This is a genomic window from Kribbella sp. C-35 (genome assembly GCF_046549195.1).
Lineage (GTDB): Bacteria > Actinomycetota > Actinomycetes > Propionibacteriales > Kribbellaceae > Kribbella.
Genome location: NZ_JAJPWG010000005.1, coordinates 34,839 through 60,934 on the forward strand (window position 1 = coordinate 34,839; position 26,096 = coordinate 60,934).

General features: G+C 65.5%; 22 protein-coding genes. 3 read left to right on the forward strand and 19 right to left on the reverse strand.

Going from position 1 to position 26,096, the window contains the following annotated elements; translation table 11 throughout:
* Nucleotides 1-303: 303 nt before the first annotated feature.
* Entirely contained in the window at nucleotides 304-1,008 is a 705-nt protein-coding gene (locus tag ACLJOO_RS30635) for a hypothetical protein (RefSeq protein WP_410790981.1), read from the reverse strand.
* Between the two features lie 215 nt (nucleotides 1,009-1,223).
* On the opposite strand from ACLJOO_RS30635, the gene ACLJOO_RS30640 reads away from it, so the two are divergent.
* Nucleotides 1,224-2,009, forward strand: a complete 786-nt coding sequence (locus ACLJOO_RS30640; RefSeq protein ID WP_410790982.1) for a nucleotidyltransferase domain-containing protein — start codon at nucleotides 1,224-1,226, stop codon at nucleotides 2,007-2,009.
* Nucleotides 2,006-2,620, forward strand: coding sequence for a metallophosphoesterase (locus tag ACLJOO_RS30645; protein ID WP_410790983.1), 615 nt, complete (start codon nucleotides 2,006-2,008; stop codon nucleotides 2,618-2,620). The genes ACLJOO_RS30640 and ACLJOO_RS30645 overlap by 4 nt, the downstream gene beginning before the upstream one ends.
* Nucleotides 2,621-2,626: 6 nt before the next feature.
* On the opposite strand, the gene ACLJOO_RS30650 is transcribed toward ACLJOO_RS30645, so the two are convergent.
* The 13 genes from ACLJOO_RS30650 to ACLJOO_RS30710 all read right to left on the reverse strand — a co-directional run bounded on the left by ACLJOO_RS30650 (nucleotide 2,627) and on the right by ACLJOO_RS30710 (nucleotide 16,633).
* Entirely contained in the window at nucleotides 2,627-4,060 is a 1,434-nt protein-coding gene (locus ACLJOO_RS30650; protein WP_410790984.1) for a tetratricopeptide repeat protein, read from the reverse strand.
* Nucleotides 4,061-4,242: 182 nt separating this feature from the next.
* The gene (locus ACLJOO_RS30655; RefSeq protein ID WP_410790986.1) at nucleotides 4,243-5,046 is read right to left on the reverse strand and encodes a hypothetical protein; all 804 of its coding nucleotides are present in this window, start codon (nucleotides 5,044-5,046) and stop codon (nucleotides 4,243-4,245) included.
* A gap of 196 nt (nucleotides 5,047-5,242) precedes the next feature.
* Nucleotides 5,243-6,022, reverse strand: coding sequence for an IS21-like element helper ATPase IstB (gene istB, locus ACLJOO_RS30660; protein WP_410790987.1), 780 nt, complete (start codon nucleotides 6,020-6,022; stop codon nucleotides 5,243-5,245).
* Complete coding sequence (gene istA / locus ACLJOO_RS30665) at nucleotides 6,019-7,692, reverse strand: IS21 family transposase (protein ID WP_410790989.1); 1,674 nt, start codon at nucleotides 7,690-7,692, stop codon at nucleotides 6,019-6,021. Before istA ends, istB begins: the two co-directional genes overlap by 4 nt.
* Before the next feature lie 431 nt (nucleotides 7,693-8,123).
* Nucleotides 8,124-8,957 carry an alpha/beta fold hydrolase gene (locus ACLJOO_RS30670; protein ID WP_132208546.1) on the reverse strand — a complete coding sequence of 278 codons (834 nt, stop codon included), beginning with the start codon at nucleotides 8,955-8,957 and terminating at the stop codon, nucleotides 8,124-8,126.
* A gap of 27 nt (nucleotides 8,958-8,984) precedes the next feature.
* Nucleotides 8,985-9,407, reverse strand: a complete 423-nt coding sequence (locus ACLJOO_RS30675) for a DoxX family protein (RefSeq protein ID WP_132209140.1) — start codon at nucleotides 9,405-9,407, stop codon at nucleotides 8,985-8,987.
* Nucleotides 9,408-9,510: 103 nt separating this feature from the next.
* A complete protein-coding gene (locus ACLJOO_RS30680) occupies nucleotides 9,511-10,356 on the reverse strand; it encodes an ABC transporter permease (protein WP_410790991.1) in 846 nt (281 codons plus the stop codon).
* Nucleotides 10,353-10,919 (reverse strand): DUF4162 domain-containing protein, encoded by a 567-nt coding sequence (locus tag ACLJOO_RS30685; RefSeq protein ID WP_410790992.1) that lies wholly within the window; start codon nucleotides 10,917-10,919, stop codon nucleotides 10,353-10,355. The genes ACLJOO_RS30680 and ACLJOO_RS30685 overlap by 4 nt, the downstream gene beginning before the upstream one ends.
* A complete protein-coding gene (locus tag ACLJOO_RS30690; protein ID WP_410790994.1) occupies nucleotides 10,916-11,317 on the reverse strand; it encodes an ATP-binding cassette domain-containing protein in 402 nt (133 codons plus the stop codon). The genes ACLJOO_RS30685 and ACLJOO_RS30690 overlap by 4 nt, the downstream gene beginning before the upstream one ends.
* A 101-nt stretch (nucleotides 11,318-11,418) precedes the next feature.
* Nucleotides 11,419-12,012, reverse strand: a complete 594-nt coding sequence (locus ACLJOO_RS30695) for a PadR family transcriptional regulator (RefSeq protein WP_410790995.1) — start codon at nucleotides 12,010-12,012, stop codon at nucleotides 11,419-11,421.
* Nucleotides 12,013-12,164: 152 nt separating this feature from the next.
* Nucleotides 12,165-12,413, reverse strand: coding sequence for a hypothetical protein (locus ACLJOO_RS30700; RefSeq protein WP_410790996.1), 249 nt, complete (start codon nucleotides 12,411-12,413; stop codon nucleotides 12,165-12,167).
* A 44-nt stretch (nucleotides 12,414-12,457) separates the two neighbouring features.
* The gene (locus ACLJOO_RS30705) at nucleotides 12,458-16,141 is read right to left on the reverse strand and encodes a trypsin-like peptidase domain-containing protein (RefSeq protein ID WP_410790997.1); all 3,684 of its coding nucleotides are present in this window, start codon (nucleotides 16,139-16,141) and stop codon (nucleotides 12,458-12,460) included.
* Between the two features lie 60 nt (nucleotides 16,142-16,201).
* Complete coding sequence (locus ACLJOO_RS30710; RefSeq protein ID WP_410790998.1) at nucleotides 16,202-16,633, reverse strand: trypco2 family protein; 432 nt, start codon at nucleotides 16,631-16,633, stop codon at nucleotides 16,202-16,204.
* Nucleotides 16,634-17,070: 437 nt separating this feature from the next.
* On the opposite strand from ACLJOO_RS30710, the gene ACLJOO_RS30715 reads away from it, so the two are divergent.
* Nucleotides 17,071-17,532, forward strand: a complete 462-nt coding sequence (locus ACLJOO_RS30715) for a hypothetical protein (protein WP_410790999.1) — start codon at nucleotides 17,071-17,073, stop codon at nucleotides 17,530-17,532.
* A 7-nt stretch (nucleotides 17,533-17,539) separates the two neighbouring features.
* Here ACLJOO_RS30715 and ACLJOO_RS30720 read toward each other — a convergent pair whose 3' ends face one another.
* From ACLJOO_RS30720 to ACLJOO_RS30740, 5 genes are all read right to left on the reverse strand, one after another.
* Nucleotides 17,540-19,795 carry a CHAT domain-containing protein gene (locus tag ACLJOO_RS30720; protein ID WP_410791001.1) on the reverse strand — a complete coding sequence of 752 codons (2,256 nt, stop codon included), beginning with the start codon at nucleotides 19,793-19,795 and terminating at the stop codon, nucleotides 17,540-17,542.
* Nucleotides 19,762-20,151: a hypothetical protein gene (locus ACLJOO_RS30725; RefSeq protein WP_410791002.1), complete on the reverse strand. Its 390-nt coding sequence runs from the start codon at nucleotides 20,149-20,151 to the stop codon at nucleotides 19,762-19,764. The genes ACLJOO_RS30720 and ACLJOO_RS30725 overlap by 34 nt, the downstream gene beginning before the upstream one ends.
* 460 nt (nucleotides 20,152-20,611) lie before the next feature.
* Nucleotides 20,612-21,352 (reverse strand): phytanoyl-CoA dioxygenase family protein, encoded by a 741-nt coding sequence (locus tag ACLJOO_RS30730; RefSeq protein WP_410791003.1) that lies wholly within the window; start codon nucleotides 21,350-21,352, stop codon nucleotides 20,612-20,614.
* Nucleotides 21,352-21,798 carry a hypothetical protein gene (locus tag ACLJOO_RS30735; RefSeq protein WP_410791004.1) on the reverse strand — a complete coding sequence of 149 codons (447 nt, stop codon included), beginning with the start codon at nucleotides 21,796-21,798 and terminating at the stop codon, nucleotides 21,352-21,354. The genes ACLJOO_RS30730 and ACLJOO_RS30735 overlap by 1 nt, the downstream gene beginning before the upstream one ends.
* A 108-nt stretch (nucleotides 21,799-21,906) precedes the next feature.
* Nucleotides 21,907-26,040, reverse strand: coding sequence for a CHAT domain-containing protein (locus tag ACLJOO_RS30740; protein ID WP_410791006.1), 4,134 nt, complete (start codon nucleotides 26,038-26,040; stop codon nucleotides 21,907-21,909).
* Nucleotides 26,041-26,096: the final 56 nt, after the last annotated feature.

A 26,096-nucleotide genomic window follows, 5' to 3' on the forward strand; every position in this document is an offset into this window, starting at 1 on the left:
GGCTGCTCGGCTTGCCCGCACCGTTGCAGCCCTGGCAGATGCTCTGGATCAATGTGCTCGGCTACGGCCCGGTGTGGCGATCGGCGCCGAACCCACCGACCCGAACGCGATGCCGCAATTGCCACGTTCGCCCCAAGAGCAGATCCTCGGCGCCGACCTCTGGCACCTGCCTTCAACTCGGTGCGACGCTCCCCACTTCCGCACCCGGGACACCGTCCGCGAACTCCACGACCCGCTGCCGAGTCCCGCTGGACCTACACCTCGGACACCAGCATCGCCGAGTGGTGAGGTAATGCCTGAGGATCAGACGGAAGGCAAGGTCTGGCGCAAGGTGAGGAGTTTGTCGGCTGCGAGGTCCGGGCTGAGGGACAGATTCGTGCGTACCGAGGTGAGAGCCTCGATCAGTTCGACGCACTGCTGATCCGGTGCGCTCGCGATCGCACCACGAACGACGTCGAACTGATCGACGAAGAGTTCCCCGATCGCCGCGTAGTACGACAGGACGGCAGAGATTTCGCTCGACCACCGGCCACCGCGGGCGTTCAGCGTCGATGCGGCCAAGTGGATCTGCGACTCAGCAGCCGCGACGTCGTCGAGCAGCAGCCGAAGGATCGATTCCCCTGACAGGACGCCGTTCGGCGGCGGCGAGCCGTCACCCTGTGATTCGGAGGGCTTCCGCAAGTCGCGAAGTACACCGCGCAGGTAGGCGCTCGTCTCCATGCTGACGACTGCTTTGACGAGTGGCTCGACCTCGTCGTGCCCAGAGTCCCTCCGAGCATCGACCAACGTACGCGCCGCACGGACGATATCCCGTGGTACACCGCCCGACAGGCAGTGGCACAGCGCGAGGAATGCACGCGGGAACCCGGTGACCCGGCGCTCGAGCAATGCAATGGATTCTGCGAGGGAAAGCTCCGGCAGCCAGACCACCTCGTCGAAGGCTGTGTCGACAGCCGTCCGCGCAGTCGAGATCCTTCGCTCGAACTGGGACAGCGCCTCCTCCGACACCGAGTCGCCGCCATGTCCACCTCACCCAGCGCGCGCTGCCAGATCGACTCCCGTCTCTGGTCGGCGCGATACTCGCCCGTGTAGCGCGAGAAGATCAAGTGCAGCCGTGCTCCCGGATTGCTGGATGCCACCGCGGCGAGATCCTACCCAAACAAGACGTGGCACGATGTCCGTGGATGGCTCCCGACGGCACTACCACAGGTGGCAGGAGGAACGTGGACGGCGATGACATCGTCACAGCACTGCTGGCGATGCATGTCCCACCTCGCCTCTGTGAGGACTTCCCTGATCTACCGCCGGACACGGAGGCTGTCCTGATCTACGGGAGCCAAGCGCGTGGAGACGCCGTGCCGGACTCCGACCTGGATGTGCTGGCCCTGGTGTCGAATTCACGACGCAGCACATACGCCGGCTCGGTCAGCGTGAGCTACTACACCCGCGAACAGCTTTCGACCGGCATCGGTACGCTGTTCGGGGCCCATCTCAAGCGAGACGCCAAGATCGTCTGGGACGAGCACGGTCGGCTCAAGCGCGCAGTTGTCGAAATGGGCGAGGTGGACACCGAACGCCTGCTCGCAAGGGCCCGCGGCATGTCCGTACTGTTCACCAGCCCGGAGCAGGACTTGCCGAAGTATCTCGCAGGCCTCCTCCGCCAGGCCCGGTATCTGCTGCGCAGTTGCCTGTACGCGCAAGCGATCGCCGACGGTCAGCCTTGCTTCTCGGTACGGGAACTAGCCGTCCGGCATGGAGACTCATCCCTGGCTCATCTCCTCGCCTCGCGACAGCCAGCCGAACCCACTACGGCTGACCTCGAACTCTGCCTGTCTCGCCTGCGCGTCATCCTCGGTGATCTTCCTGCCAGTCCTCACGGGTCTCTGGAAGCCACTGTCGTCAACGAGTGGGGACAGGCCAGCGACATCCTCTCGATGGCATTCATGGCCTTGGGAAACACCGGGGCGGCAAGCTCCGACTACGCCGAAGTGGAGAAGATTCTGCTGTGAGCGGCCAGATCGCGTTCGTCGGCGACATCCACGGGAACCTTCGCGCCCTGCAAGGGCTTTGCGACCTCCTCACCATGGCCGGCTGGCCGCACGCGGTATTCCTCGGCGACTACATCAACAAGGGCAAGCAGTCGGCCGAGGTCATGGAAGAACTGCTCAAACTGTGCGAGTCCGGGCGTGCGACCTTGCTCAAGGGCAACCACGAGGACGCGCTGCTCGACGCGCTGGACACCGAGGATCTGGCGGCCTTCCTCAAGATGGGTGGAGCAATGAGCATTCGGTCGTACGTCGGCGGGAAGGTTGGTCCCGAAGTCCTCAGCCACTTCCGCTCAGCGGTCCCGCCACGACATCTGGATGCGATCCGACTGATGCCGAAAACCTACGAGTCGGCCGAGGTGATCGCGCAGCACATCCCGCCGGCCGCATCGACCCCCAAGTTTCGGGTGAGCGCGCATGTACCGATCGGCCAACGGCCGAAAATCGGGCCACGATCGGCGCAGCTTGATACAGGTTGTGGACGCAAGTCCGGTCGGCTTACTGCGCTGCTGTGGCCCAGTCTCGCCTACCTCCAGGTCGATGCAACTGGCGCCGCGGTCAGCGAGCATCTCTGACTCGGGTCAATCCGCCAGGTGATCCAGGATCCACTGTGCGCGCCGTACGCCGTAGTCGTTGCCCATTGACGTATTCACTTCGAGACAGGCACGCGCCTGCTCCTCCGCCTCGCGCAGCCGGCCAGCCGCGTGGAAGCACTGAGCAAGGACGAGCAGAGAGATGGCCTCACCGTGCCGGCTCGCGATTTGGCGGTTCAGCGACAGTGCGCGTTCCGCATGAGGGATGCCTTCGTCGGGCCTGTCCTGCCGGATACGCACCTGGGCTGCCAGCACCTCCGCGTTGGCATGCAGGGCCGTTGGTGGTGTGCCACGCAGGGACATGACCACCTTGTCCGCGTAGTCAGCCGCCGTGTCCAGGTTCCCCGCGGCAACCTCAAGCCTCGCCAGATTCACGAGAGACTGACACTCGTCCAGCACATGTCCAGACGTGCGTCTGATCAGAAGGGCTTCCTCGAAGTTGCGCCGGGCGGAGTCCAGATCATCGGTCTTCTGGTACGCAAGTCCAAGGTCGTCGAGGATCCGGCAGCGGACTTTCTGCGCGTACGCGTCCTCCTTGTCGAGAAGCGTCAAGGCCTGTTCGAGCCGTCCAATGGCATCGATGTCGCGGCCCTGTCGACGTAGCACCCCTGCTTGGGCGGCGAAGGCCTGCGCTGCGAGCGCGGAGAACAGGTAAGAGTCCCCGCTGGAGAAATGGTTGATCGCGCGCTGCGTCGCTGCATGAGCCTCGTCCAGCTCGCCGTTCCGGGACAAGAACCGGGCGTAGGCGAGCTCCTCGACCGGACCGCCAATCGCCGCTGCCTCCTGGAGCGCGGCTCGTCCGGCATCGGCCTGACCGAGCTCCACCAGCTTCTCACCGCGCAGGCGCAGGTTTGCGGCCCTCAAGACCTCCTTCCCGGACGAGGGCAAGAGGTCCACGTGCCTGTGTGTCTTAGCTCCGGCCAGCTCCTCCCACGCCTCAAGACGCTCAGTCAGCTTGGCCTTGAGTTCGCGGACGTCTGCGATGGACTCGTAGAGCATCGCGTGAGAGCGGGCCAACTGCTCCCGGAGCTTGACGATCTCCGCGGCCGGCGAAGAGTGAGCGACGAAGCCCACCCAGATGTCCCGCATCGGCTTCTCGGCCCTGCCGAGCTCGAGCAGAGCTGTGAACAGCTCCTCCTCGCTCCCGGAGGTATAGCCCCAGGGGCTACCCGGTTCACTCCCCCATGACTGCTTGAAGAGCGCGATCAGGAAGTGACTCTCGCCGATTAGCTCGTTGATCGCCTCCTGCGGCCGGCGCGCAGTGCCCCGGACACGCTCCCAACCCACGACCTCGTAGCTGACATTGCTCCTGCCTCGCCGCCGGGCGTTGTGCTCATCGACGCACGCACGAACGGCCTCACGTTCGTCACGAAGGTCGCCAGGAGAGGCTAGGAAGATGCGGAGCGGCAGCGCGTCGTTCATGGCCCGACGATACCGACGCGGCGATCAGGGCGGCGCACCGACCGGTTTCGTCGGGCGAAGTCGGAGTCCTGCCGCGGGCCATCCTCGGATGGCGAAGTCTGATGCGTCGATGTCGTTCAGGCCGATGTCGTTCAGGCCGATCAGAGGAGCCGCAGGTCCACACTGCGCCCAGCTGCGTCAGGTCAGCTGGGCGCGGTCTTCTCGGGGAGTTCGAGTCCGGTGAGTGTAAGCAGCACCGAGCCGTCGACTTTCGCAATGGCGTCGAGTGGTGTCGACCAGTCGCCGAGCGACCAGGCTGCGACGATCATGCGTTTCGCCACGTCGTTTGCCCCGAGCCCGGCGAGCTTCGACGCCTGCTCTGCCGTTGTTTGCGCTCGCGCTCGTATTTGGTTGAGAGCAGCCACGCTTCGTTCGGCTGCTTCGGCCGACGCAGCGGATCGTTCCGACTGCCCGACTTCGCCCAGGACGAGCGCCAGCTCGGTCAAGGCGCGGGCGCGTCTGCCTGGATCTGTGAGCTTTTCGACAAGCCTCTCCGCATCGCTGTGCCGGCCACTCCGAGCCAGAGCGCCGGCGAGGTCGATCAGACCCCGTGCGTGTCGGTCTGGGTCACTCATCCCTTGTTCGGCGGCATCCAGGACCGTCAGTGCCCGGTCCGATTCCCCGCCGTCGAGCAGAGCGGCTGCGACAGCAAGATGGGCGTCAACCCGGAGTGCCGGGTGTTTGATCCGGCCGACGAATCGCTGAGCTTCACTAGGTTGCTTCATGAACGCCAGGAGCGCTGCAAGGTCGACAAACAGGCTGTCTTGCCCATAGCCGCCGTTGACGCGCTCAACCGCCCTCTGCGCGTGGTGCACGACCTCGGCAGCGGCAGCGGGTTGACCAGCGTCGACAGCGCCGTGCGCGACGAGCATCAGTGCTTTCGCTCGCGTCGAAGGGTCGGGTATGGCGTACCCGAGTTCGGCGGCGTCCGTGAAGTTCTCGGTCATAACGAGGGTCTGGATGAGCTCGGTCTGCGCCCACGCGTGCTTTCCGGGATCCGGTGTGTTCGCCAGATTCCCAGCTGCCTCGTGGCTGCGGAGGTTTCGTCCGACACCGCTTGTTGGCGAGTTCTGACACCGCCGGGCACGTGTCGGTGCCGCGGATGTTGGTTTGCGTCGACACCGCTTCCGCGCCCGACGGGTGTCAGGTTGTCCGCTGCCTTGTGGCTTGGGCCAGACGGTAGGAGTCGGTGCCGGTCTCGAGGATGGTGCCGCCGAAGGTGAGTCGGTCGACGATGGCTGCACATAGCCGGGGGTCGGTGAAGGTCTTGGTCCAGCCGCCGAAGGACTCATTGGACGCGATCGCGACCGAGGCCTTCTCCTCACGCTCGGTGAGGACCTGGAAGAGGAGTTCCGCGCCGCGGCGGTCGAGTTGCATGTAGCCGAGTTCGTCGATGCACAGCAGGTCGACGCGGCCGTAGCGGGCGATGGTCTTCGCCAGCGTCATCTCGTCGGCGGCCTCGACGAGCTCGTTGGCAAGCTGGGTCGCCAGGGTGTACTTGACCCGGTAGCCGGCCATGGCGGCCTCGGTGCCGAGTGCGATCAGCAGATGGGACTTGCCGGTGCCGGAGTCCCCGATCAGACACAGCGGCTGTCCCTTCTGGACCCATTCGCACTTGGCGAGGGTGTGGATCACGGCGGGATCGATGTTGGGGTTGGCGTCGAAGTCGAAGGCCCGCAGGGACTTCTCGCGGGGGAACTTGGCGGCCTTGATCCGGCGTTCGGACCGGCGTCGGGCGCGATCGTCGCACTCGGCAAGCAATAGTTCGGCGAGGAACCCGCGGTAAGACATCTGCTCACGCCCTGCCCGGTCGGCGTAGTTGGTGAAGGAGTTGCGGATGGTGGGCATTCGCAGCATCCGGCACGCTTGGTCGATCGCGGCGTCGGCTGCTTCTTCGGTCATTCCACGGCGCTTGGTGGTCACGGTGCGGCTCCGTTCGGGGTGTCACGTCGGCTGGCCAACAGCTGGTCGTACTTCTCCACGCTCGGCAGCGGCCGAGTGTCGGCCGGGATGTGGGCGCGGAGCCGGCGCTCGGTCAGCGATCGCACGGCAGGGATCTCGCCTTCTCCGCGTGCCCTGTCGCCGCTCATCAGGGACTGGTGGTCCGCTGTCGTGTCGTCGGCTCCGCCATCTGCTGTGTCGTTGTACTTGCGCGCTTCCAACGCGACAGCGTCCGCGGTGAGCGTGCCTGCACGCAGCGCCGTCGCGAGTCCGGCGACGACGTGGTCGTGTGGAAGGTGCCGGTGCATCATCAGGACCTCAATGAGGGCACGGGTGCCGTCAGCGTCACCGTGGGCCTTGCAGGCCGCGGCCCACCAGGCGTCGTGAACGGGCGTGAACCGCCCGGATGCCCTGGCCTGCTCCAGCGCTTTCGCACCGGGTAGCGCGCCCGGTTTGCGGAGGAGGACCTCGAGATAGTGGTCCAGGTCGACCCGGGTCGAGCCCTTGGTCATGAGCCGTTCGTGGCGGGCGATCTCGGTCCTGCCGTCGAACACGACCAGGTCGCTGGCGTTCAGGAGCACCCGGGCTTGACGGCCGACCATGCGCGCGGGCACGGAGTACTTGTTCATCCGGACCGTGACCTGGGCGTACCGGTCCACGCGCGGGGTGAACCAGCGGCCGGTCTCGAACGGCTCGGTCGGAAGGGGCGCGAAGAGTGGCTGCTCGGTGGCGAAGTGTTCCCCGACCGTGCGGGCGCGGGACCCGATCCGCCGGGCGTCGTCGGCTTCGTCCCAGGCGTCGACCATAGCGTTGAGCTCGGCGAGGGAGTCGACTTCTGGGATGGGGACGAGGTGGTTGCGTCGGAACCAGCCGATCTGCCCCTCGACGCCGCCCTTCTCGTGCGCACCTTGGATTCCGGGCTGGCAATAGAAGGCTTCGATGCCGTAGTGGGAACGGACGGCGGTCCACCTGTCGGCCTCGACCCGCTGGCGGGAGAACCCGATCACGCTCGCGACGGCGGCCTTGAGGTTGTCGTAGCGGATCTTCCCGGTCGGCACCCCGCCGAGCACGTTGTAGGCGTGGACGTGACCCTCGAAGAAGGCTTCCTGCCCAGTCGAGGCACTGACCCTGTGCACGGCCTTGCCCGAGTAGGAGAGCCGAAGGCTGAACAGCGCGCAGGTTACGAGCTCGCCGCGCAGGCGGATGGCGACGTCGCCGAAGTCAACCTCGGCCTCGCGGCCCGGGAGGTGCTCTTGCGGGATGAACGCGTTGGCAGGTTCCCGTCCGACCTCGACGCGAATCTCACGGCGTCGGGTGGCGACGTACTCGCGGACCATCCAGTACGACACCACCCCGGCCCCGTCATGTTCGTCAAGCAGTCGATCGAAGATCCGCTTCGCCGTGTGTCGCTGCTTCCGCGGCGCGTCGAGGTCCGAGCGCAGCCAGTCGTCGATCACCACTCGGTACGCGTCAAGCCGTGAGCCGCGTTTGGGCGGTTGCTTTCTCTCCTTCGGCCATGCAGATTCCAGCGCCGCTGTCACGGTTCGGAAGCCGACGCCGTGCTTGCGCTGCAGCGCGCGGTTGGACATCCCAGATCGGGCATCCCGTCGGATCGCCGCGTACAGGTCGACCCGGGAACGCGGCTGCGTCATCGGTGGCACTCCTGACGTGAGCACGCCATGAGCACGCCGTGGGCACGACTTTCGGCACCGGGCCACCGCCCGGGAACGGTGACCGCATGCGACCACAGCCCGGAATCACTGGCCCTACCGAGGTGCCTGGTCATGTGCTGCGCGGGCTTCGGTGGGCGGTACTGAGTCGGCCCGGAGTGGAGGGTACGACCGACGACGGAGCCGATGAGCAGCGAGTAGGCCAGGTCGAGTCCCACTGAAGCCCAGGTCAGTACGACGGCCCGGCCTTGCGTGGTGACGAAGACGTTGGTGACGAGCACGCCCAGGATCAGGCCTGTGATGCCGCCGACGACATCAACCTCGACACCACCTGTCCGCCCCGTGTCCCTGGCGCGACGAAGATCTGCTTGCGCGGTGCCTAATCGGTCTTCCCGCAACACCTCGCAGGCCCCTCAGTGTTCGCTGCTGAAGAACCGTAGCAACAGCGGGCCGACGGTCTGTGGGTCGACGACGTGATCCGGCCCCTCGAGGGTCTCCCGTTGAGCGTGGGGTAATTGGTCTGCAAGCTCGTCGGCTGCGCGGTCGAAGAAGTCCGAGGGCAGGCCTGCCATATAGGGGACCGTGATCGGTCCTCCGGTGGTGACCAGGACCGGTTGGGTGACCGTTGCCAGTCGATCGGCCGGCAATTGGTAGCGGTTGAGGAAGACGCTGTCGTGGACCAGCGTGGGCGCGAGGGCGACCGAATGCGCCCAATGCGCCGTCTGCTTGCCTGCCGCTTTCCTGGCCGCGATGTTGTCGTCGGAGGCGCCGCTCAAGCGCATGAACAGTTCGAGAACCTCCTCGTCTCGCCCGGCGTCGAAGGCGCGTCGGGTGTCCGCGACGTACTCCTCGAATCGCTGGCGGATGTCGTCCCCGACCGCGTAGGGCACCTCCCACACGGCGATCGTGTCGATGGCTGACCCGGCCGCGGCCGCTTCCAGCGCCAGCGCGCCACCAGAGGACGCCCCGAACAGGTGTGCCGAGCCGCCCGCCTCCGCGATCAACGCATCCAGGTCCTCGATCTCCCTCTCCACGGCGTACGGCTCGGTGAAGCCGCTCGCGCCGCGTCCCCGACGGGCATAGTTGTAGACCGTGAAGTGCTCGGCGAGAGCCGGCGCCAAGGGAGCGTTCTCCACCCCCTCGTCGAGTGCTCCGCCCACCAGAATGACGGCCGGACCGCTTCCCTTCCGGTCGTAGGCGATGGTGGTGCCATCGTTTGATGTCACGCGAAAGGCCATCTCGTTCATCTCACATCTCCGTTCGAGAGGTTTGTCTCAGCGCCTGAGCAGCGTGCCGACGACGGCCTCGGTGCGCGACCACCGCGTCCTTGCGATCACGGCCGCCACGATGAGTAAGGCGAGCGGCAGCCAAGGGCTCTGCTCGAGCACGAACTGATCGGTGATGACAGCACCGGTCAGCAATGCCGCCAACCCGAGACTGGCCAGGCCCGCCAGAGCCGGGATCAGAAGTCCAACCCCTCCCGCGACCTCCAGCGCTCCGACCAGGTACCGGAGCCACTGGCCAGCCCCGATGTCGGCGAACATGTCCACCATGACCGGGTCGCCGGCGAGCTTCGAGATTCCGCCGCCGGCGATTATCGCCGCCAGCACGACGTGCAGAATCCAGACCCCGATGCTGCTCGCCCGCCCGGGCGTGTGCGCAACGGTTTCCGAGTTTTTCTTGGGGATGGTGCTCATTCGGCTCTCCTTGTCGTGTCCGGGTCTGGTAGCGGTGATGGCTTTGGCCGAGTGGGCCGGGTTGTCGGAGTTGATTTCGACCAAGTGCTCGCGGTAGCGGCATCTACTTCTTGTTGCGGTAGAGGACCATGGTGATGGGACCGAAGACCGCGACGAGAAGTACGGACGAGACGAGCACCCAGCCGATTTCCCCGGCGGGCACCGAGCCGTCCATCAGGCCGCGTACCACGGTCGCCAGGTGGGTGATCGGGTTGACCTCGACGACCGCCTGCATCCACCCGGGCATCGTCTTCGGGTCCACGAAGATGTTGCTCACGAACGTCAGCGGGAACATCACCATCATGCTGACCCCCGCCACCGAGTTCGGCGTGCGCAGGATCAGGCTGAGCATCGTCCACAGCCACGACAGGCAGAACGAGAACACCAGCAGCAGCACCACCGAGAGCACCACGCCGACGGCGCCACCCTCCGGCCGGAACCCTAGGACCAGTCCGAGCGTGATCACGATCGCCGACCCGATCGAGTAGCGCATCACATCGCCGAGCAGGGCGCCGACCAGCGGCGACGGTCGCCACACCGGAAGTGACCTGAACCTGTCGAACACCCCCTTCTGGATGTCGGTGTTCAGCGTTATGCCGGTGTTCATGGTGATCATGACGTTCGCCTGCACCAGGATCCCGGGCAGCAGGAACTGCAGGTACTCCTGAGTCGACCCGGCGAGCGCGCCACCGAACAGGTAGGTGAACATCAGTGTGAACATGATCGGGAACATGGTCACGTCGACGAGCTGCTCCGGGACGTGTTTGATCTTCAGCAGAGCGCGCCAGCCGAATGTCAACGAGGTGCGCACCGGGCCGGGGCGAGACGGCCGCTTACCGGCCAACAGCACGCTGCGCAGCGCGTCCTCAGTGACCGGCGCCGACCCCTGCTCCGCGGACGTGGCGGTCATGCGGCATCCTCCTCGGGTGTCTCCTCGGCGGCGTGTCCGGTCAGGGTGAGGAACACCTCGTCCAGGCTCGGCTGACCGAGCGCGAACTCGGTGACGTCGATGCCGCTGCGGGACAGCTCGGCCAGGGAACGGGCGACCCGCTCGGGGTCGGAGATCCGCGCGGACAGCGCGGCCGGGTCAGCGGACGGCTCAGCCGCCACCTCGAGGACGCCGGCGAGGACCCGCTCTGCCTCGGCCCGCTGCTCGGGCGCACGTAGCCGTACGTGCAGCGAGCCGGCGCCGACCGATGCCTTGAGCTCGCCGCTCGAGCCCTCGGCGATCACCTTCCCGTGGTCGATCACCGCTATCCGGTCGGCCAACTGGTCGGCCTCGTCGAGGTACTGCGTGGTCAGCACCACGGTGGCGCCCTCGGCGACCATGCCCCTGACGATCTCCCAGACCTGGTTCCTGCTGCGCGGGTCGAGCCCGGTCGTGGGCTCGTCGAGGAAGATCAGTTCGGGGGTGACGACCAGGCTCGCCGCGATGTCGATGCGCCTGCGCATCCCGCCGGAGTACTTCTTCACCTGCCGGTCGGCCGCCTCGCAAGACCGAACGCGTCGAGCAGGTCGGCCGCCCGCTCCCTGCCTCGGCGGCGTGAGTAGCCGAGCAGCCTGGCGAGCAGCAACAGGTTCTCCACCCCGGTGAGGTCTTCGTCGACCGACGCGAACTGCCCGGTAAGGCCCACCCTGCTCCGCACCGCCCGGGCGTCACGCACGACGTCGTAGCCGAGCACTTGCGCCTCTCCGGCGTCGGGGCGCAGGAGCGTGGCCAGCATGCGGATCGTGGTGGTCTTGCCCGCCCCGTTCGGACCGAGCACGCCGTACACGCCCCCGGCGCTCACGGCCAGGTCCACACCGGCGACCGCGTGGGTCGTGCCGAAGCTCTTCTTCAACCCTCTCGTCTCGATCGCGAGCTTTCCCATGGGTTCGATTCCTTCTCTCGGCGTTGCGAACGGATTGGTGAGCTAGTCAAGTTTGACTACTTGGCCAGAGCAGACAAGGACGAAACGTCTAGTCAAGTTGATTAGACGCGCATCTTGAGGTGATCGGGGACCGTTCGCCACGAACCCGGATCATCGGCCATGGTGTAGGCGCCCTCAGACAGTCGTTTGCTCAGGCTCTTCGCCCACTCCAGTTCGGTGCGTGCCTGTCCCGCCCACAGTTCGGCCTGATCGCGGACGTGCTCGGGGGTGTCCCGATTGGGGTGCTCCCGCCACTCGGCCTGCACTACGAGCTCCGCTTCCAGTCGCGCGACCCGCTCGTTAACCTGCGCGATGGCATCTGTCCTGGTCAGCATGGGCAACATGGCGATGGACGCGTTGAGCATGTCCGGGTCGTGGGTGCGCCGCAGACCGTCGCGGACCAGTTCGACCATCTCGTCACGTCCCCGAGTTGTCGCGCGGTACAGAACGCGCTCCGGCCCGGAGTTGCCCGGCTCGGCGTGTTCGGTGAGGAGGCCATCAGCCGCCGCCTTCTTCAGCGCGTGATAAATCGAGCCGGGCTTGATCTTGGCCCAACTCTCCGCACCCCAGCTCTGCAGTTCGGACCGCACCTGGTAGCCATGCGCGCCGCCGGAGAGGTGCACGATACCGAGTACCAGGAGCTTCGTCGCCGACATGCGCCCACCTCCGCTCAACCCTCTCGTCTCGATCGCGAGCTTTCCCATGGGTTCGATTCCTTCTCCCGGCGTTGCGAACGGATTGGTAGAGACTAGTCCAGTTTGACTACTTGGCCAAAGTACACGAGGAAGAAACGTCTAGTCAAGGTTGATTAGGCGCGCATCTTGAGGTGATCGGGGACCGTTCGCCACGAACCCGGATCATCGGCCATGGTGTAGGCGCCCTCAGACAGTCGCTTGCTCAGGCTCTTCGCCCACTCCAGTTCGGTGCGTGCGTGTCCCGCCCACAGTTCGGCCTGATCGCGGACGTGCTCGGGGGCGTCCCGATTGGGGTGCTCCCGCCACGTGGCCTGCTCTACGAGCTCCGCTTGCGCGCCCGCCAGGGTGGTGTCAACTCCCACCAACACTAGGGTGCCCTCCTGGTCCGGGTGGTGTCAGCACTGACCTACAAACGGTGCTGGTGGAGACCTCCAAAGCCAGCCTCGCGCGCCGCGATGCGCGCCTGCCTGTGATCGCCCGCTTCGGCAAAGGCTCTTGATGCCGCAAAGAGTGCCTCGGCTTGTTTCTGCGCGTCGCGGACGGTCAGCGCGACGTCCTGTGCTGCGGACGGCTGACCCGCCCGCCCGAACGCCGCGGTGACCGCGCGAAGGGCGTCTGAGCGCTTCTCCGGAGAAGCGATCATGGTCACCAACCGTGAAGCCTGATCAGCGACCGCCGTGGCCGTCGTTCCCTGACCGCTTCGCCACAGTGCCGCCGCGAGCAACGCCAGTTCCCTCGTATGCCGTTCCGGATCCGTGAACGTTGCGGCGACATGTTCTGCCTCCTCTGCCAGCGCGGCGGCGCGTGACATGGAACCTGCGTCAGCGGTCGCGGCGGCGAGAGTCGTGAGCGCACCGGCCCGCAGCGCCGGATCCGCGATGGACGTGATGAGACTGTGTGCCGCGTCGTACGCGCCCGTCTCGATCAGCGCGTCGGCAACAGTCACGACGGCTTCATCGCGTAGTGACGCCCGGGCAATGTTGCGAACGATCTGCCCGGGCTCTGACGGGTGGCCTGCGACGCCGACCGCGATCGCCAGCTTTGCCAGTACGCCGCTGCGTTCGTCCTCATCCTCCTCATCGCCTGCGCCGGCGACGATGCGTTCGGCATCGCGGACAACTGCCGACGACTCGGCGAATCGCCCCTGCTGTGCGTGATCCGCAGCCATCGCAGCCATCAGCATGATGTGGTCGGTCAAAGACCGGTACTGTCGACCGATCCGGACCGCATCCGCCGGGCGCCGCGCTCGGACCAAGAACTCGACAAGCGCAGACCGTGCCTGGGACCGGAGGTTGGGATCCGCGATGGCGTTGACCATCCGTTCCGCTACATCGGCACGTCCGCCGGCGACCAACGCGCCGACAAGTGAGACCGCCGCGTCCTCACTCCACCACGGTGGGAGGATTGCGACGGTGCCTCGCTGTATTTCGCCGGCCACCGCAAGCGCCCGTTCGGGATCGAGTGTACGACCGACGATGACGGCCATCGCCAATAGATCTCGACCAGCCGTTGTCACGCCGGGAGACCCGGCGAGAAGACGTTTCGCCTGCTCGGCACGCCCGGCGAGACCGAGAAATGTCGCCAGCACGTCCACCGATCCACGATCCGAGGCTTCGGAAACCAACTCGGCGACCTCCGCGAACTCGGCAGGCTCCATCGCCAGGGCCAGAGCCAGGGCAACCGGCTCAGCATCGCCTGGCATGAACCACTCGCGAGATCCCCTCCCGACATCGACGAACTCGCGCACGAGCCTGGCGGCCTCGCGACGATCACCGGTGACCGCCAGCGCGGCAGCCCGGGCGGCAACGGCACGCGATCGATGGTGCGAGGAACTGATTGACCCTGAGATCCGTTGTGCATCGAGGTGCATGCCTGCGTTGGCCATGGAGATGACGGCGTCGGCTCGTACGTTGTCGCGCTCGTCGGGGTCGGTGATCGTGTCGAGAGCCTGCTCGACGCCCTCAATAACAGCTGCGGCCTCGACGCTCAGTCCCGCCCGTGCCTCTTCGATCGCGACCAGAACTAGCGACTCCGCTCTACGTCCGCGGTCGGTGATCGACGCCGCGAGATTCTGCGCACGACCGTACTGGCCAAGTCGCGCCCAGACGACCGGGAGCTGGGATGGAGTCGTGTCATTCCGGTGGCGGAGTTGATCACGGTGCCAAACGACACGGGCCAACTGGTGGAGGTCGAGCTTGCCGGTTGCCGAAGGCGACCCGCGACCGGATAGCAGATCGGCCGCCGTCGTCAGCTCGGACAGTCCGATCGAGTCGCCGCCTGTCTCCGTTCGTAGCCGGGCCTGCCGATCTGTATCGGTCGCGATCGCCGCCAGACGGCCTTTCTCGCCTTCGGCTGCAAGCATATTGGCGTACCCCATGAGCAGGTATCGAGGCGTGTCCGAAGGCCAGGCGCGTGCTGCGTACCGGTCCGCCCAGGCGTCGATACCCGCCCGGTACGCCGGCAGGTCACCAGCAAACGACGCACGCGCGTGTTCGCGCAGGGCGTCGTGCGAGAACTCGTACCCGTTGCCGACCGCATCCGGCACCAGTGTTCGGGAAAGATGCCTGTTCCAGACCAGCTGAATGTCCGACTCGAGTACCTGCAGATTCAGCGCCTGAATCAGTGCTTTGAGATCGGCGTGCGTGAGCGGGCCGCTCGCAGCGGCGAGGAAGCCGATGATCCTCGCATCCAGTCGTCCGGGATCCTGCAGTGCGTGGCTGATCTCCTGCTCTGCCCGTTGCCGGACCTTGCCAGCAACCGTGGACGGATGCAGCAGCACCTTATGGTCGTACAGCGGATGTCCATCCGGCAGTCCCGCCGGGGCCCCTGCTCGGCTGCTCACCACCAGCGCCGCATTCGCCGGCAGGATCAGACTTCGGGGTCCTGGCAACCACTCCGCAAGCGGGATCTGACCGAGCGGCTCGTGCTCGTCAAGTCCATCCACAACAACCACGAGTCTGCGGCATTGGCGCGCTGCGTCCTCCAGCAGATCCTCGAGCCGAGTCAGACTCGTGGCGTCGATCACCTGGGCCTGCAACTGCCGGATCTCGAAGTCGGAAAGGCCCGCGACAGCGGCGAGTTGGGTCGACAAACTCGTGATGACGTCTCGAGCCGTGTTCATGCCGGCCGAGCGACGCAGAAAGGTGCCCACGACAACTGTGTCTCGCAGCTGTTGGTGAGCGGTCCACCACGCCAGTAGAGCGGTCTTGCCTCCGAACGCACCGGCCGAGTACCAGCGCCAGCGCTCGGAGCCGGCCGCAAAGGCATCGAGCTCGGCAAGTTCCTCGCTGCGTCCCGACAAGATCGGCGGTGCGAGACGCTCGGCCGACCGCCGATACCTTGCCGCCACTGCATCCGGCACCGAGGTGAGGACCGTCGGTCGAACAAGATTGGCGATCGCTCTACCACCCCCAACCGAACCGATCTGCGTCGCGTCAGGAACCTGAGGCCCGGGCACACCGGCGACTGTCAGGGTCGTGGCGCCCTCCACTGGATGATGCTGAATGACAATCCCCACCAGCTCTGCGCCGGCCCAGACCGCGCTGCCAGACATGCCCTCCCACACCGATCTCACACGATCCGCGCCGCCGGCTCGAGTGCCCTGGGCGTGCGTAGCGGCATCAGGGCCACCCCGCACATCCATCGCCAACGTTCCGGTCCGCACATTGCTGAGCGGCATCAAGTCCCCGGCGACGGCCGCAACCTCGCGGATCAACGGCCTGGCCGCAGCTTCCGCCGTACCGCGTTCAACAGCAGGCTCTCGCAGTTTGAACCAGGGCAAACCAAGAGCAACCGCCGAAATCGGCTCCCCGCGTTCGCGGTCCACTCTGGCAAACACCGCGGGCACGAAGCCCGGCGGTGGCTCTGTGCCGATGGGCAGCAGCGCCCAATCTCTGCCAACGTACTGAATCGCGCTGGCGTCGACCGCCGACTCGCAGTCCGCAGTGAGTTCAGCTTCCGGATCGACCCAGGCACGCACAGAGTCCATGCCGCGCACCACGTGACCAGCCGTCAGAATCCAGCCGCGGTCGATCAGGTAGCCCGATCCCACCCGGGCAGCTCCACCGGCAGCCGAAACGCGCAACTCCACCACGCAATGGGACGAGGGATGCCGGAACTGTCGCACAGCCAACTGCCGCCTCCGTTCATATCACGGCTGTCCCTCATACCTGACCGGCCCCGATACAGGTGGTGGCGGCTGCTGCTCATCGTCGCCCACCGCGCCGGACACGTCGAGACCCGTGTGCGTAACCGACCGTCGGCCTTGATCGTCGATCGTCGTCGTCGAAACCCGGGGCCGCAGCGTCATCGTCAGCGACTGCGTTCCGGACCTGGTCGCGCTGTGCGCGCCAGAACCCGACGCCTCAGCCGATCCGAACACCCAGAATCGTCCGGTCACCTTCCCGCCCATCTCGCCCGACGTCGTTCGTTCGTGTACGACGTCCAACGTGATGGTGACCTCTTCCACTCCGAGCCGAACCTCACCGCCACGTTGCAGCGCCGCCTTCTGCGCCGCCTCCAAGTCAGCGTGGAGATCGGCAAGGAAATCGACCAGCCCAAGGGGCTCTGAATCGCTCGCCACCAGCATTCCCACCCTTCTTCCGTCCGATGCAGGATCTCACAATCGGGACGCGGCAACTACGATGAATTTCCGATCTGGTCCAGGAACGAGTGGAGCTCAGCCGATGAATCCGCTGTCGGCATCGCAGTTGATCTTCGTGCTGAAGTGGCTGGCCAAACTCACCCGGAGATCTCGGATTTGTCCACAGTTCCCCATGACCGGCTGATGGAACTGGTCGTGTTGCCGGGTCGCTCGATGACGCGGCGATCTGCAGTGCGCTGCCGAAGCCGTTGAGCATCGAGTTGATCCGCGGGCGCAGACCGGTCGGCCGCTTTGTGGCCCAGCCTGTACCGACTTGATACACGCGGTTGCCGCACCTTCCCGGTCGGCCACCGCGTAAGCGGATCTGAGGCAGTGATTCCTGGCAACTTCCAGTGCGGCCAGCTACATTTCCGGGCATGCGGGATTTCGAGCTGAAGGTAATCACCGACTCGCGGGCGGCTGATGCCGAAGTGCAAGACGTCCGGCAAGCCTTTCTGGCCATCGATGACCGGGTGCTCATCGCCGAGGCGGACCGAGGAAAGGGACCCGATCCCTCGTCGCTCCCGTGGGTCGTCGCTGCCAGTGGTCCACTAGCACTATTCCTGGGCACTTTGGCGAAGAAGGGTGCCGAGGCCACCGTCGATGGTCTCCGCCGGCTCGTCATCGACCTCTACGAAGCTCACCGGACGCGGCGCAGCGGGCTGATCATCCTGAACGACGACGCCACGGGCCGTCGGTATGTGATCGACCACGACGTGCCGCGAGAAGCTCTGGCCGACTTGGTCGCACAACTTTCCAGCAATCATCCGACGCCGGTACCGCGTTCGACATACCGCTGGAGCGAGCTCGACGAGCAGTGGGTCGCGGACGAGGATTGAAAGCTCTTCAACGCAGGCCGATGAGGTGGTACGCCGCCCAACAGACTGGCGATGCTTCAAGTCCAGCAGTGCGCCCCAAAACCCGCCATCGCTCCAGTTGATGGAGCTGGAGCAGTCGGAGGTCCGCGGCCGGGTCAGCGGACGTCGTCATCATGTCGGCGATCGACTGGTCGAATCGTGCAGTGCCGGGGGAATCCCAGGTCGGCCATGATGTCGCGACGATCTGCTTCGCTCCGTTCAAGAGAAGCGCTGCCGACAGCCCTACCCACTCGCCTCGACCCGCACCGGCCGATCCCGCGGAGCTGCACGCGGCGAGTACGACGCGCGCAGGGACCGGCCAGGCTGCGGGCGTCCCTGCGGACGAGATCAGCTCACCGGCGCTCAGCATGTCCGTACCTGCGAGCGGAATCCCCGACGAGAAGTCCCCGGGACTCGCGCTGTGGCCAGCATGTCCGCTGTAGAAGAACGTGGCGGCTGCGCCAGGGCCAACGCCGAGCAGCGCCGACCTCAGGGTCGCCCTGTCGAGTGGGGCGACTATCGCGGTGGCGGGGGCACGGTCGGGCCGACCGGTCAGCACAATTGGCGCATCTGGCAGCCATTCATGCAGGTCTTTGAATTCGGCTCTCGCATCGACCGCAACAAGTGCCGTGGGATGGCTGCCTCGGACGCGGCCAGTCGCAGGTGACCGCAAGGCCTGTTGGACAAGCTCCGCGGGCGGGGCTGTGATCAGGATTGCGCCCTCGATTAGTCGGGTGTCGTCCTCGTTGCCAATGGCGAGTGTGGCAGTCGGCAGCCACGGCAAGAAGTTTCCTGACGTCACCAAACGGAGGGGACCACATCGTCGTCGTTGGCTGACCTGATCGATGAGCAGCGGCGGCAGGAGCGCCTTGCCCAGCTCTTGCATGATCTGCAGTTCGCCGCCCGGATCGTTCCGAAACTTGCTGTTCGCGATCAGCTCGTCCAGACGTTCGCGGTACATCCAGCTGGCACGATTGCCGTGCCGCGCGGTCATCTCCCACACGCTGACGTCACTCGTCGGATCAACCTCACGGAACACACCGTCAACCAGCGTACGGAGCTCGAATGTCAGCGGTGTGCTCCCGCCGCTGAATGCACCGTCCGGGCTACGCAGTACCCAGTAAAGGCTGCTCACGCCCCAATATGTCGCCCACCACCAGGAATCCTGGCCCGAAACGGACTCGATGATGCCCTCGAGGCTGATGGCATCTCCTACTGGCACCTCGCTGGGATACCAGGCACTCAGCGCGGAGATTCCGTCCACAGTCAGCGGCACGATCGGACCGAATGCAACGCCGCCTTCAAGGAACGCTCGCGTCACCTCACCGACGACCTGGCTCCCCACCTGAGGCCGTGCGACCCCAGCCGATCGCGCCGTCTCGATGAGCTCCGCGAGCAGTCGCAGGTCGCCGTACGCTATGGCTGCATCAAACGCGACCTCACGGATACCGGCGCTGATGCTGCCCATCGCCCTACGAAGAGATGTCGACCGCATCTCTCGATCGCTACAGTCTGATATCGCCACAGCGCGAACCGAACTCTCCACGGCCTGGCCCACGTGCCCATCCAGCTGCTGACAGATCGCACGACCGAACCATGCCGTCGCCTGATCGGTCGGCACCAGACGTTCCGTCTGCTCTGATAGCCATCCGATCACTGCGCGAACGGGATCCGGCAGCGGCGCCAAGCCTTCACGGCACACGCCAAGTAGACCGGCGATGCGCAGGGCTGTTTCGAGATCCTCAGCTTGCCGCGCCTCGCCGGCCACGCTCTCCAGCAGCCGGACCGCACGCACGTACTGCGCTTCCAGCCGCGCCTCGAAAACCTTCATGACAAAGAAGAGTGTTGCGGAACGACGATAAGCAAGATCCGCAATCTTTCCGATCATCTCGGCCAACTGCTCAACGCGTTCTCCAGACAGCCCGACCAGCTCAGCAGTCATCAACGTCGCGTCGGCGAACGCCCTATTCTCGCGGCCGTCCTCATCCTCGGCACTGAGGAATTGTCGTGCCCTTCTGAAGTATCGCAGCGCCAGCTCGATTACGCTGAAGTGCAACATGCATACGCCGAGGCCGTGAAGCGCCCGCCCGAGATCGTCGCTGTTTTCCGGATCTCGCTCGAAATACCGGGTCGCGAGTTCGAGACAGGTGATTTCCTGCTCGAGCCGTCCACACTCGCCGTGAACTTCAGCCTCGACCTGCCAGGTTCGACCTATGCTGGCCGTGTCTGCCAGTGATCGCCCCATGCGGCCGCGAGGTCGCGAACCTTGGCGGTGAGTTCGAGCGTCTGAGCCCAGTCTCGGCGGTCGAACATCGTGAACATCCGGTCCCACGCGCGGTCGTAGCGCTTCTTGATCCTTCGCGCCACATCCGGCATCGTCTCCAGCCGTACGCCGATCGTCGGCCCGCCATCTCGCACGAACGCCGCGACTGCACCGTCTAAATCCTCAAGGCTTTCACTGCTGAACGCCCTGGCGACCAGCTTCATTAGGCGCGAACCACCGCCCGAAGGCCTGGACGCAGCCAGGGCAACTGCCACATGCACGACCTCGACGCACGTAGACTGCGCACGCACCGCGAACGTCGCCGCCAACTCGAGCATGACGACCACATGACCGTCTACCTTGACCCCAGCGACCACCGCCCGAGCTCCACCTGCATTCAGCAATACGTACTCGAGCGGATCTATGTCCTTCGGACTGATCCGACGCCATACGGTCGGGTGCTCTGTTCTCAGCGCTCGCCAAACATGCCCAGTCGTCACTACGCCGCTCGCCGACTCCCCGACAGCTGCAGCCAGCAGATTCCCCAGCTCCGGGGAGGCCTCGACTGCCTTTCCCCCATCCGCCCCCACTGCTCCCCCAACCCGCGTCCGACTGACTGCCCATGATCCGACAAACGCCAAGGGATGTCAGCAACCAACTTTCTTTAGTCCCTTGGAGTCTGCGCACCCGACCAATTGCGCTGTTCGGCTATGTCCGCGATGGGCTCCTGCCACTCAGCTGCCGGCGGATCAGCGCCGGGCCCGATGCCACGATCGCGAATACTGCACGAACCTTGAGTTAGTCAATCTGAGGATCCCGGCGCACATTCTCGTGCTCGGCAGGGAACCAAGCCTGGCCCTCGTAAATCTGCGTCCCCAGCAGGAGCTGCTCGTGGCGCGGCAGACCTTCCGCAAGTTCATCGACGGCCCGAACCGCCAAGGTGAGCGCGATCCTCGGATCCTCGCGGCTGCCACGCCCTGCTGCATGAAAGAGCAGCGGATCCATGAGGATTGCGTCCCCTGGTCTCATCGGCACGATCACAGCCTGTCGCGCCAGGTCTCGTCGCCGATCGTCCGTGAGCCAGTAGCCTCCGCCGTTCGGCGGTCCTGCCGGAGTCCAGAGATGGGATCCCGGGATCACACGAGGCCAAGCGTCCTGATGCTCTCCCGCCATCAGAACCATGGTCGTCACATAGGACCTGGTCCAGTTCAGCGAGTCGCGATGCAGAGCGGCAGATTTCAGACCACGCTGACGATCGATCGTCAAGTGATTGTGTCGATTGCGAATCGCAACCACATTCCCACCAAGCAGGGCAATCCAGCGTTCTGGCAGCCCGGACGATTGCAGCACGTCGACTAGATCGAGCCGTGCGGCCACATCCTCGATCCTCTCTGCTGCCCGGTCGCCGACCGGGAGCAGGCTGCGAACCTTGGTCAAGAGGATGGACAGGGAACGTCGGGCCAGGACACCGGGAACTACGAGGAAGCCGGTGCATCTGAAGTAGTCGACGGAGTCCTCGACTGCTTGATAGCCGTCCATCACGAGGGTCCTTGCTTGTTGAACTTCTCAGCGTCGTCCGAGAAGCTTCGGAAGAATGGCCAAACACGGCCACCTTCCAGGCCGTCACGATAGGCCAGGAAGCCGGAAATGTGAGCCGAACGGCGCACGCGCAAGGTTGCGGGCCCCCACAGCGAGAGCGCGTCACGTCGCGAGATGTAGCGCCGATGGTAGAGAAACCCCAGGACGTTCAGCGTCGAAAGTGCGTGGTTGACCGTGTCGCGAGCGGACTCGTCCAGCGAGTCATACGCAGACCCCGATTCGGCCAACTGATGAACGAACCGCCGTCCACGCTGCTGGTCTGCTTCCAACAGGGTCCCGTAGATGGTGAGGAACAGTTGACGGCGGCGGCTGATGTACTCGAATACGAACGCCGCCAGACTTACTCCAAGCGCAAATATCGCCACAATCAGGGCCGCAGCATTCACACTGATCCCTCCCTTGAACCTCGCACTCACCGAACTAATGCACGCCTTGCGCTCGAAGGACGCTTGTGGATCAGGGCCTCTCTGTAGTTCATAGTCAGCCCCAGGGCATCAGAAAGTGGTCCGTGCAGCGTCAAAGCACCGCGCCGGAAGTGTCCGTGCAAAGCACGCCAACCCGGCCCAGCGGTAGGGTGCCGCCGGCCGGGCCGGTGTCCCCAGGTAAGCGAGCTGTGCGTCGCGCAGCGCGTCAGCTGCGTGCTTACAGCTACGCTGCTGCGACGCCACCTTGGGCGCAAGCTGGCCGCTGAGAGAGCCCTGGATCTCGACAACTCCACCGATCACGGAGTTCGCTCCGCCGATGAGGCAGCTGATCGGCAGGCCGATGGGTTCTTTACCGAGCAGGATCTCCAGTCGACCTACCAGGCATGAAGCGAAGATGGTCCAGTCCGGCCACGGCAGGCTCAGGGCGGTTGCTGCCGACAGTCGCCCCGAACCTGGCACCGACAGATACTGGCCGAGACCGATGCCGTCGCCATGCGCTGCTATGTAGGCACCGGACAGCCTTCTCGATCTGAGCGCATTGATGATCTCGCCAAGCTCCCTAGCGAGGATGATCTCATTGAAGCCGGTGACCTCATAACGTTCCGCTGGCTGCTCAACCGCCGCATCCAGGTACACGAGGACGGGATCGGACTCCGCGTTAGGTCGCCGGATGGCGGTGACGCGTGAATCGGACCGAGCCTCCAGGAGGTCAAGCGTCGGGACCAGCTGGACGCTTGCTAACTCGACGAGGAAGCGACCGTCGGCCAGCCGTAGCGCCGGCCACGGCAGAACAGCCAATTTGTCGTCGGGCACGACAACCAGATGGCCGGGGTCCCGATTGTCCGCGGCGAGGAGTGCGGACTGTAGAGCGTGCGGCACCAGGGCGTCGCCCAGCTGCCTCCAATGCCCAGCGTCGACACGTAGGCTCATCCGCGTCATCGAGTGCTCGCGAGCTGGCGTTCCTCGCAGTCCAAGAATCTCGAGAATCGGTTCGGAGTCGATGCGGAACGGCGCGACAAATGGACATCTGCCTGGCGATGTCCAAACCACATGGCCGCGAAGTTCGTCTGGACTCGCGAGATGTACGCGGTAAGAGAGGATGTCAGCTCGTCCGACTCGGCTCCGCAGGTCTGCGAAGTCCACCCCGGACGGCAGGTACGCGTTGGCAAATGTTGTGGAGAGTAGGTCGCCGAGTTGGTCGCGGTAGTTCCTCAGTAGCTCGTCGTCCACGTCGCCGATCGGCTTCTTCTCGAGCTCCGATATTTGCGTGATGAGGCTTCGCGCTGGTGGCGGCATCTCCAGCCCGCCGTGTCGGAGTGTTTGTGCCAGGGCGCTGCGCCGCAGCGATTCAGTGAGCTCGGCAGCGAGTAGGCCGGCGGACGGCTCGGTCCGCTGGATGTGGACGAGCGCGTCGTACGCCTTCTCGTAGATCGTCGTGTGACGTCCGACCAAATTGCTTCTGTGCTCGCCTGCTCGGAGAGCGCCGCGAAGCGTTTCGAGTTGTTCGATCCCTGCCCTGAGCTCGGCGAGTGCTTCCTCCGGCGTACTCCGCGATGAGGCGACGCCGAGCAGGACACGCGCGATGGCTTGGTCGAGCTTGTCCCGCGGTTGCGACAGGTCAGACGCAGAACGCCGGAAGGATGCTGCTGCGTCGGGCAGTGCGCCTCGTTCGAGGCGAACCCGGCCCATCACCAGGTGCGCCCTGGCGACGACAGCCGTCAGTCGCCGGGCAGCCGGTTCGTCGAACTCGAAACTGTCGAAATCGAAGAGAAGGAGGTCGCCGAGCCGTTCCTCGAGCTCCGCAGCCGCAACAGTGCCGAGCAGGTGACTGACAATCGCTACCTCCGTCGCGACGATCTGCTCCAGTCGACCGGTGCGCAGCAGGCCCGCCGCCGAATGTTCCAGCAGGCTCAGAGCAGCCTGCGGATCGCGCTCGAGGGCGAGCAGTTCGGCCCGCGTCGCAGCGACACCGGGATCACGTCGCACCCGGCGTGATCCCATGGCGTCGTTCAACATCCTGCGTGCTTCGTGTGCGTTACCGGCCGCCAGCAGAACCATGCCGCTGGTCGCATAGACCGAGTATCTGCTCCGGTCCATCGGTCGGGTCAGTGCGAGAGCACGCCGAGTGTGGTCCACGGCCTTCTGAAGATCGCCGTCGTTGAGTTCGAGAACCGCCAATCCTGCCCACGCGCCTGCCCTGACCACGGTGGCCTGTTGATGATTGCTTGCGAGATCGCTCCAGAGCTTGCGCGCAATGTCGAGTCGGCCAGTCTCACTGGCGCGACACGCCGCATGCCAATACTCACGAGCTTTCCACGTCCCCAACCCGCCGGGGCGGCGGGGCGACTGTCTTCGGCCGACAACCAGAGGAGCTTGTGCCTTGGTACCGGCACCTCGTCCGACGATGCCGAACGCAAGCGCGACGCCGAAGTCGACGCCGGCACGCTGCCCGGTCGCGAGCAGCGTGGCCAGGCACCAGAATCCGAGGGTCGCCAGTCGGCCGCTGAACGGTCCGGCCTTGACGATCGATTGGGCCAGCCCCGCGGCAAAGGCGGCGCCGATCCAGGACGGTACGCCGAAACCGAGCAGCCGATGGTCCGGAGCAGGCAAGACGAGCCATACGACAAGGAAGGTGCCTGTCGCCGCCACGGCTCGCACCGCGAGGCCAAGGACCGACTCTAAGAACGCGAGCCAGGCGACCGCGGCCTCCAGGCCGGGCGTCGGACCGGACGGCCAGCGTCCGAACAATGCGCCTCGTAGCAAATTGGCGGTACTCCGCGTGATTGCCTTGAAGTCGACAGCCGACCATGCAGCCAGCCAGGTCGCGACCGCTTTGTCGACGAGATCGAAGTCTCTGGAGTTTCGAAGAGCTGTAGCGGGCTCATCCCAAGCCTGCGGCAGGCCCGCTTCTCCGACGACACGCTGTCTCAGCCCGACGAGTGACTGTCTGCCCCGGGCCCAGCCTCGGCCTACAAGGAGCAAGACAAGCGCACCCGCAGCGAATCGAATGCCGACGAGGACGCCGGCAGCCGGTACCAGGAGGGCAGTTGCACCAGTGGCCGCCAGTCCCAGCCAAACACTGCCTACCGGACGGACGAGGATCACTATGACCGCACAGAACATCGCTTGAAGGAGACCACGACCAGTGGTGGCAACGCCGATACAGACGGTCAATGCTCCAAGAGTGCAGAGCGGCCGCACTACCCACCAGACGAGCAGGGCCCATGGCGGCCAAAGATCACGGGCCTGTGCAACGATCCGTCCGAGCCCGGTCGTACGGTCCGGCTCGACCTTTCGACTCTTGCCGTCCGGCACCCTCGACGAGTCGGATCCGCGCACTCGATCCGGATTGCGGGGCTTGCGCGACTCAGTGGTTGCCTTGACGGCCACCGTCTCAGCGGTCGTGACGCGGATTGTGGCAGCATCCTTCTGGGGTTGAGTTGCGGGGCTCGCCGCCGGCCTGCCGACAGCGCGCAGGTCGAGCCAGATCGCGTCATCGAGCTCCGCTGCTGCTTTGTTGCCCGATCGCGACTTGTCGCTCAGCTCGACCCGAGGGAGAAGAAGTTCGCCTCCCGGCATCGCGCTGGCACGGGCCATTGCCTCGATCAAGTTGCGCGGCCCGACACCTGCGGCGCTCGTGGCCTGCGACACAATCTCCGGCCGCGTCCCACCTGCGGAGTTCGGAACCGCGACCGCCGCCGCAGCCAGCCCATGCACGTCCAGCCGACCGTCGGGCAGCGTGAGGCACCTGGCCACGAGCGCGGCCTCAGCGGCGCAGAACGTCCATCCAACGTCAGCGACGACTCCTCCTTCCGAACCGCGACGGACGGGAACCCTCGACGCCCTGACGGATCCCCATCGGAGCGGATCCGAGCGGATCGCCGACCGCACGATTCCGGCGGTATCGACCACGCCACCTGCCGCCGCAGCCTCCTCAGCGAGCAAGCGCAGCAGCTCGGACGGGAGAGATCGGACGCCGCCGACCAGAGCTCCCTCGTCCGGAGGACCGGGCTTTCCGCGCGGGACGTAGTATCGATTCGCCAGCAAGACAAGGATGTCGACGGCGCAGACGGCGGCCGCAGCCCAGACACCTAGGCTCCCTGCGACAATCAGCAGGGCCACCTGGAGACCTCTACCCACCAGGATTGCTACCAGCGCAGTGCCGGCGACGGCCAATCCGATCGCATCCCGATCGACAGCCATCCACACGCCAACAGCTGACGCCCCGAGCAGTGCGACAATGTGGAGTCGGCTGGTCC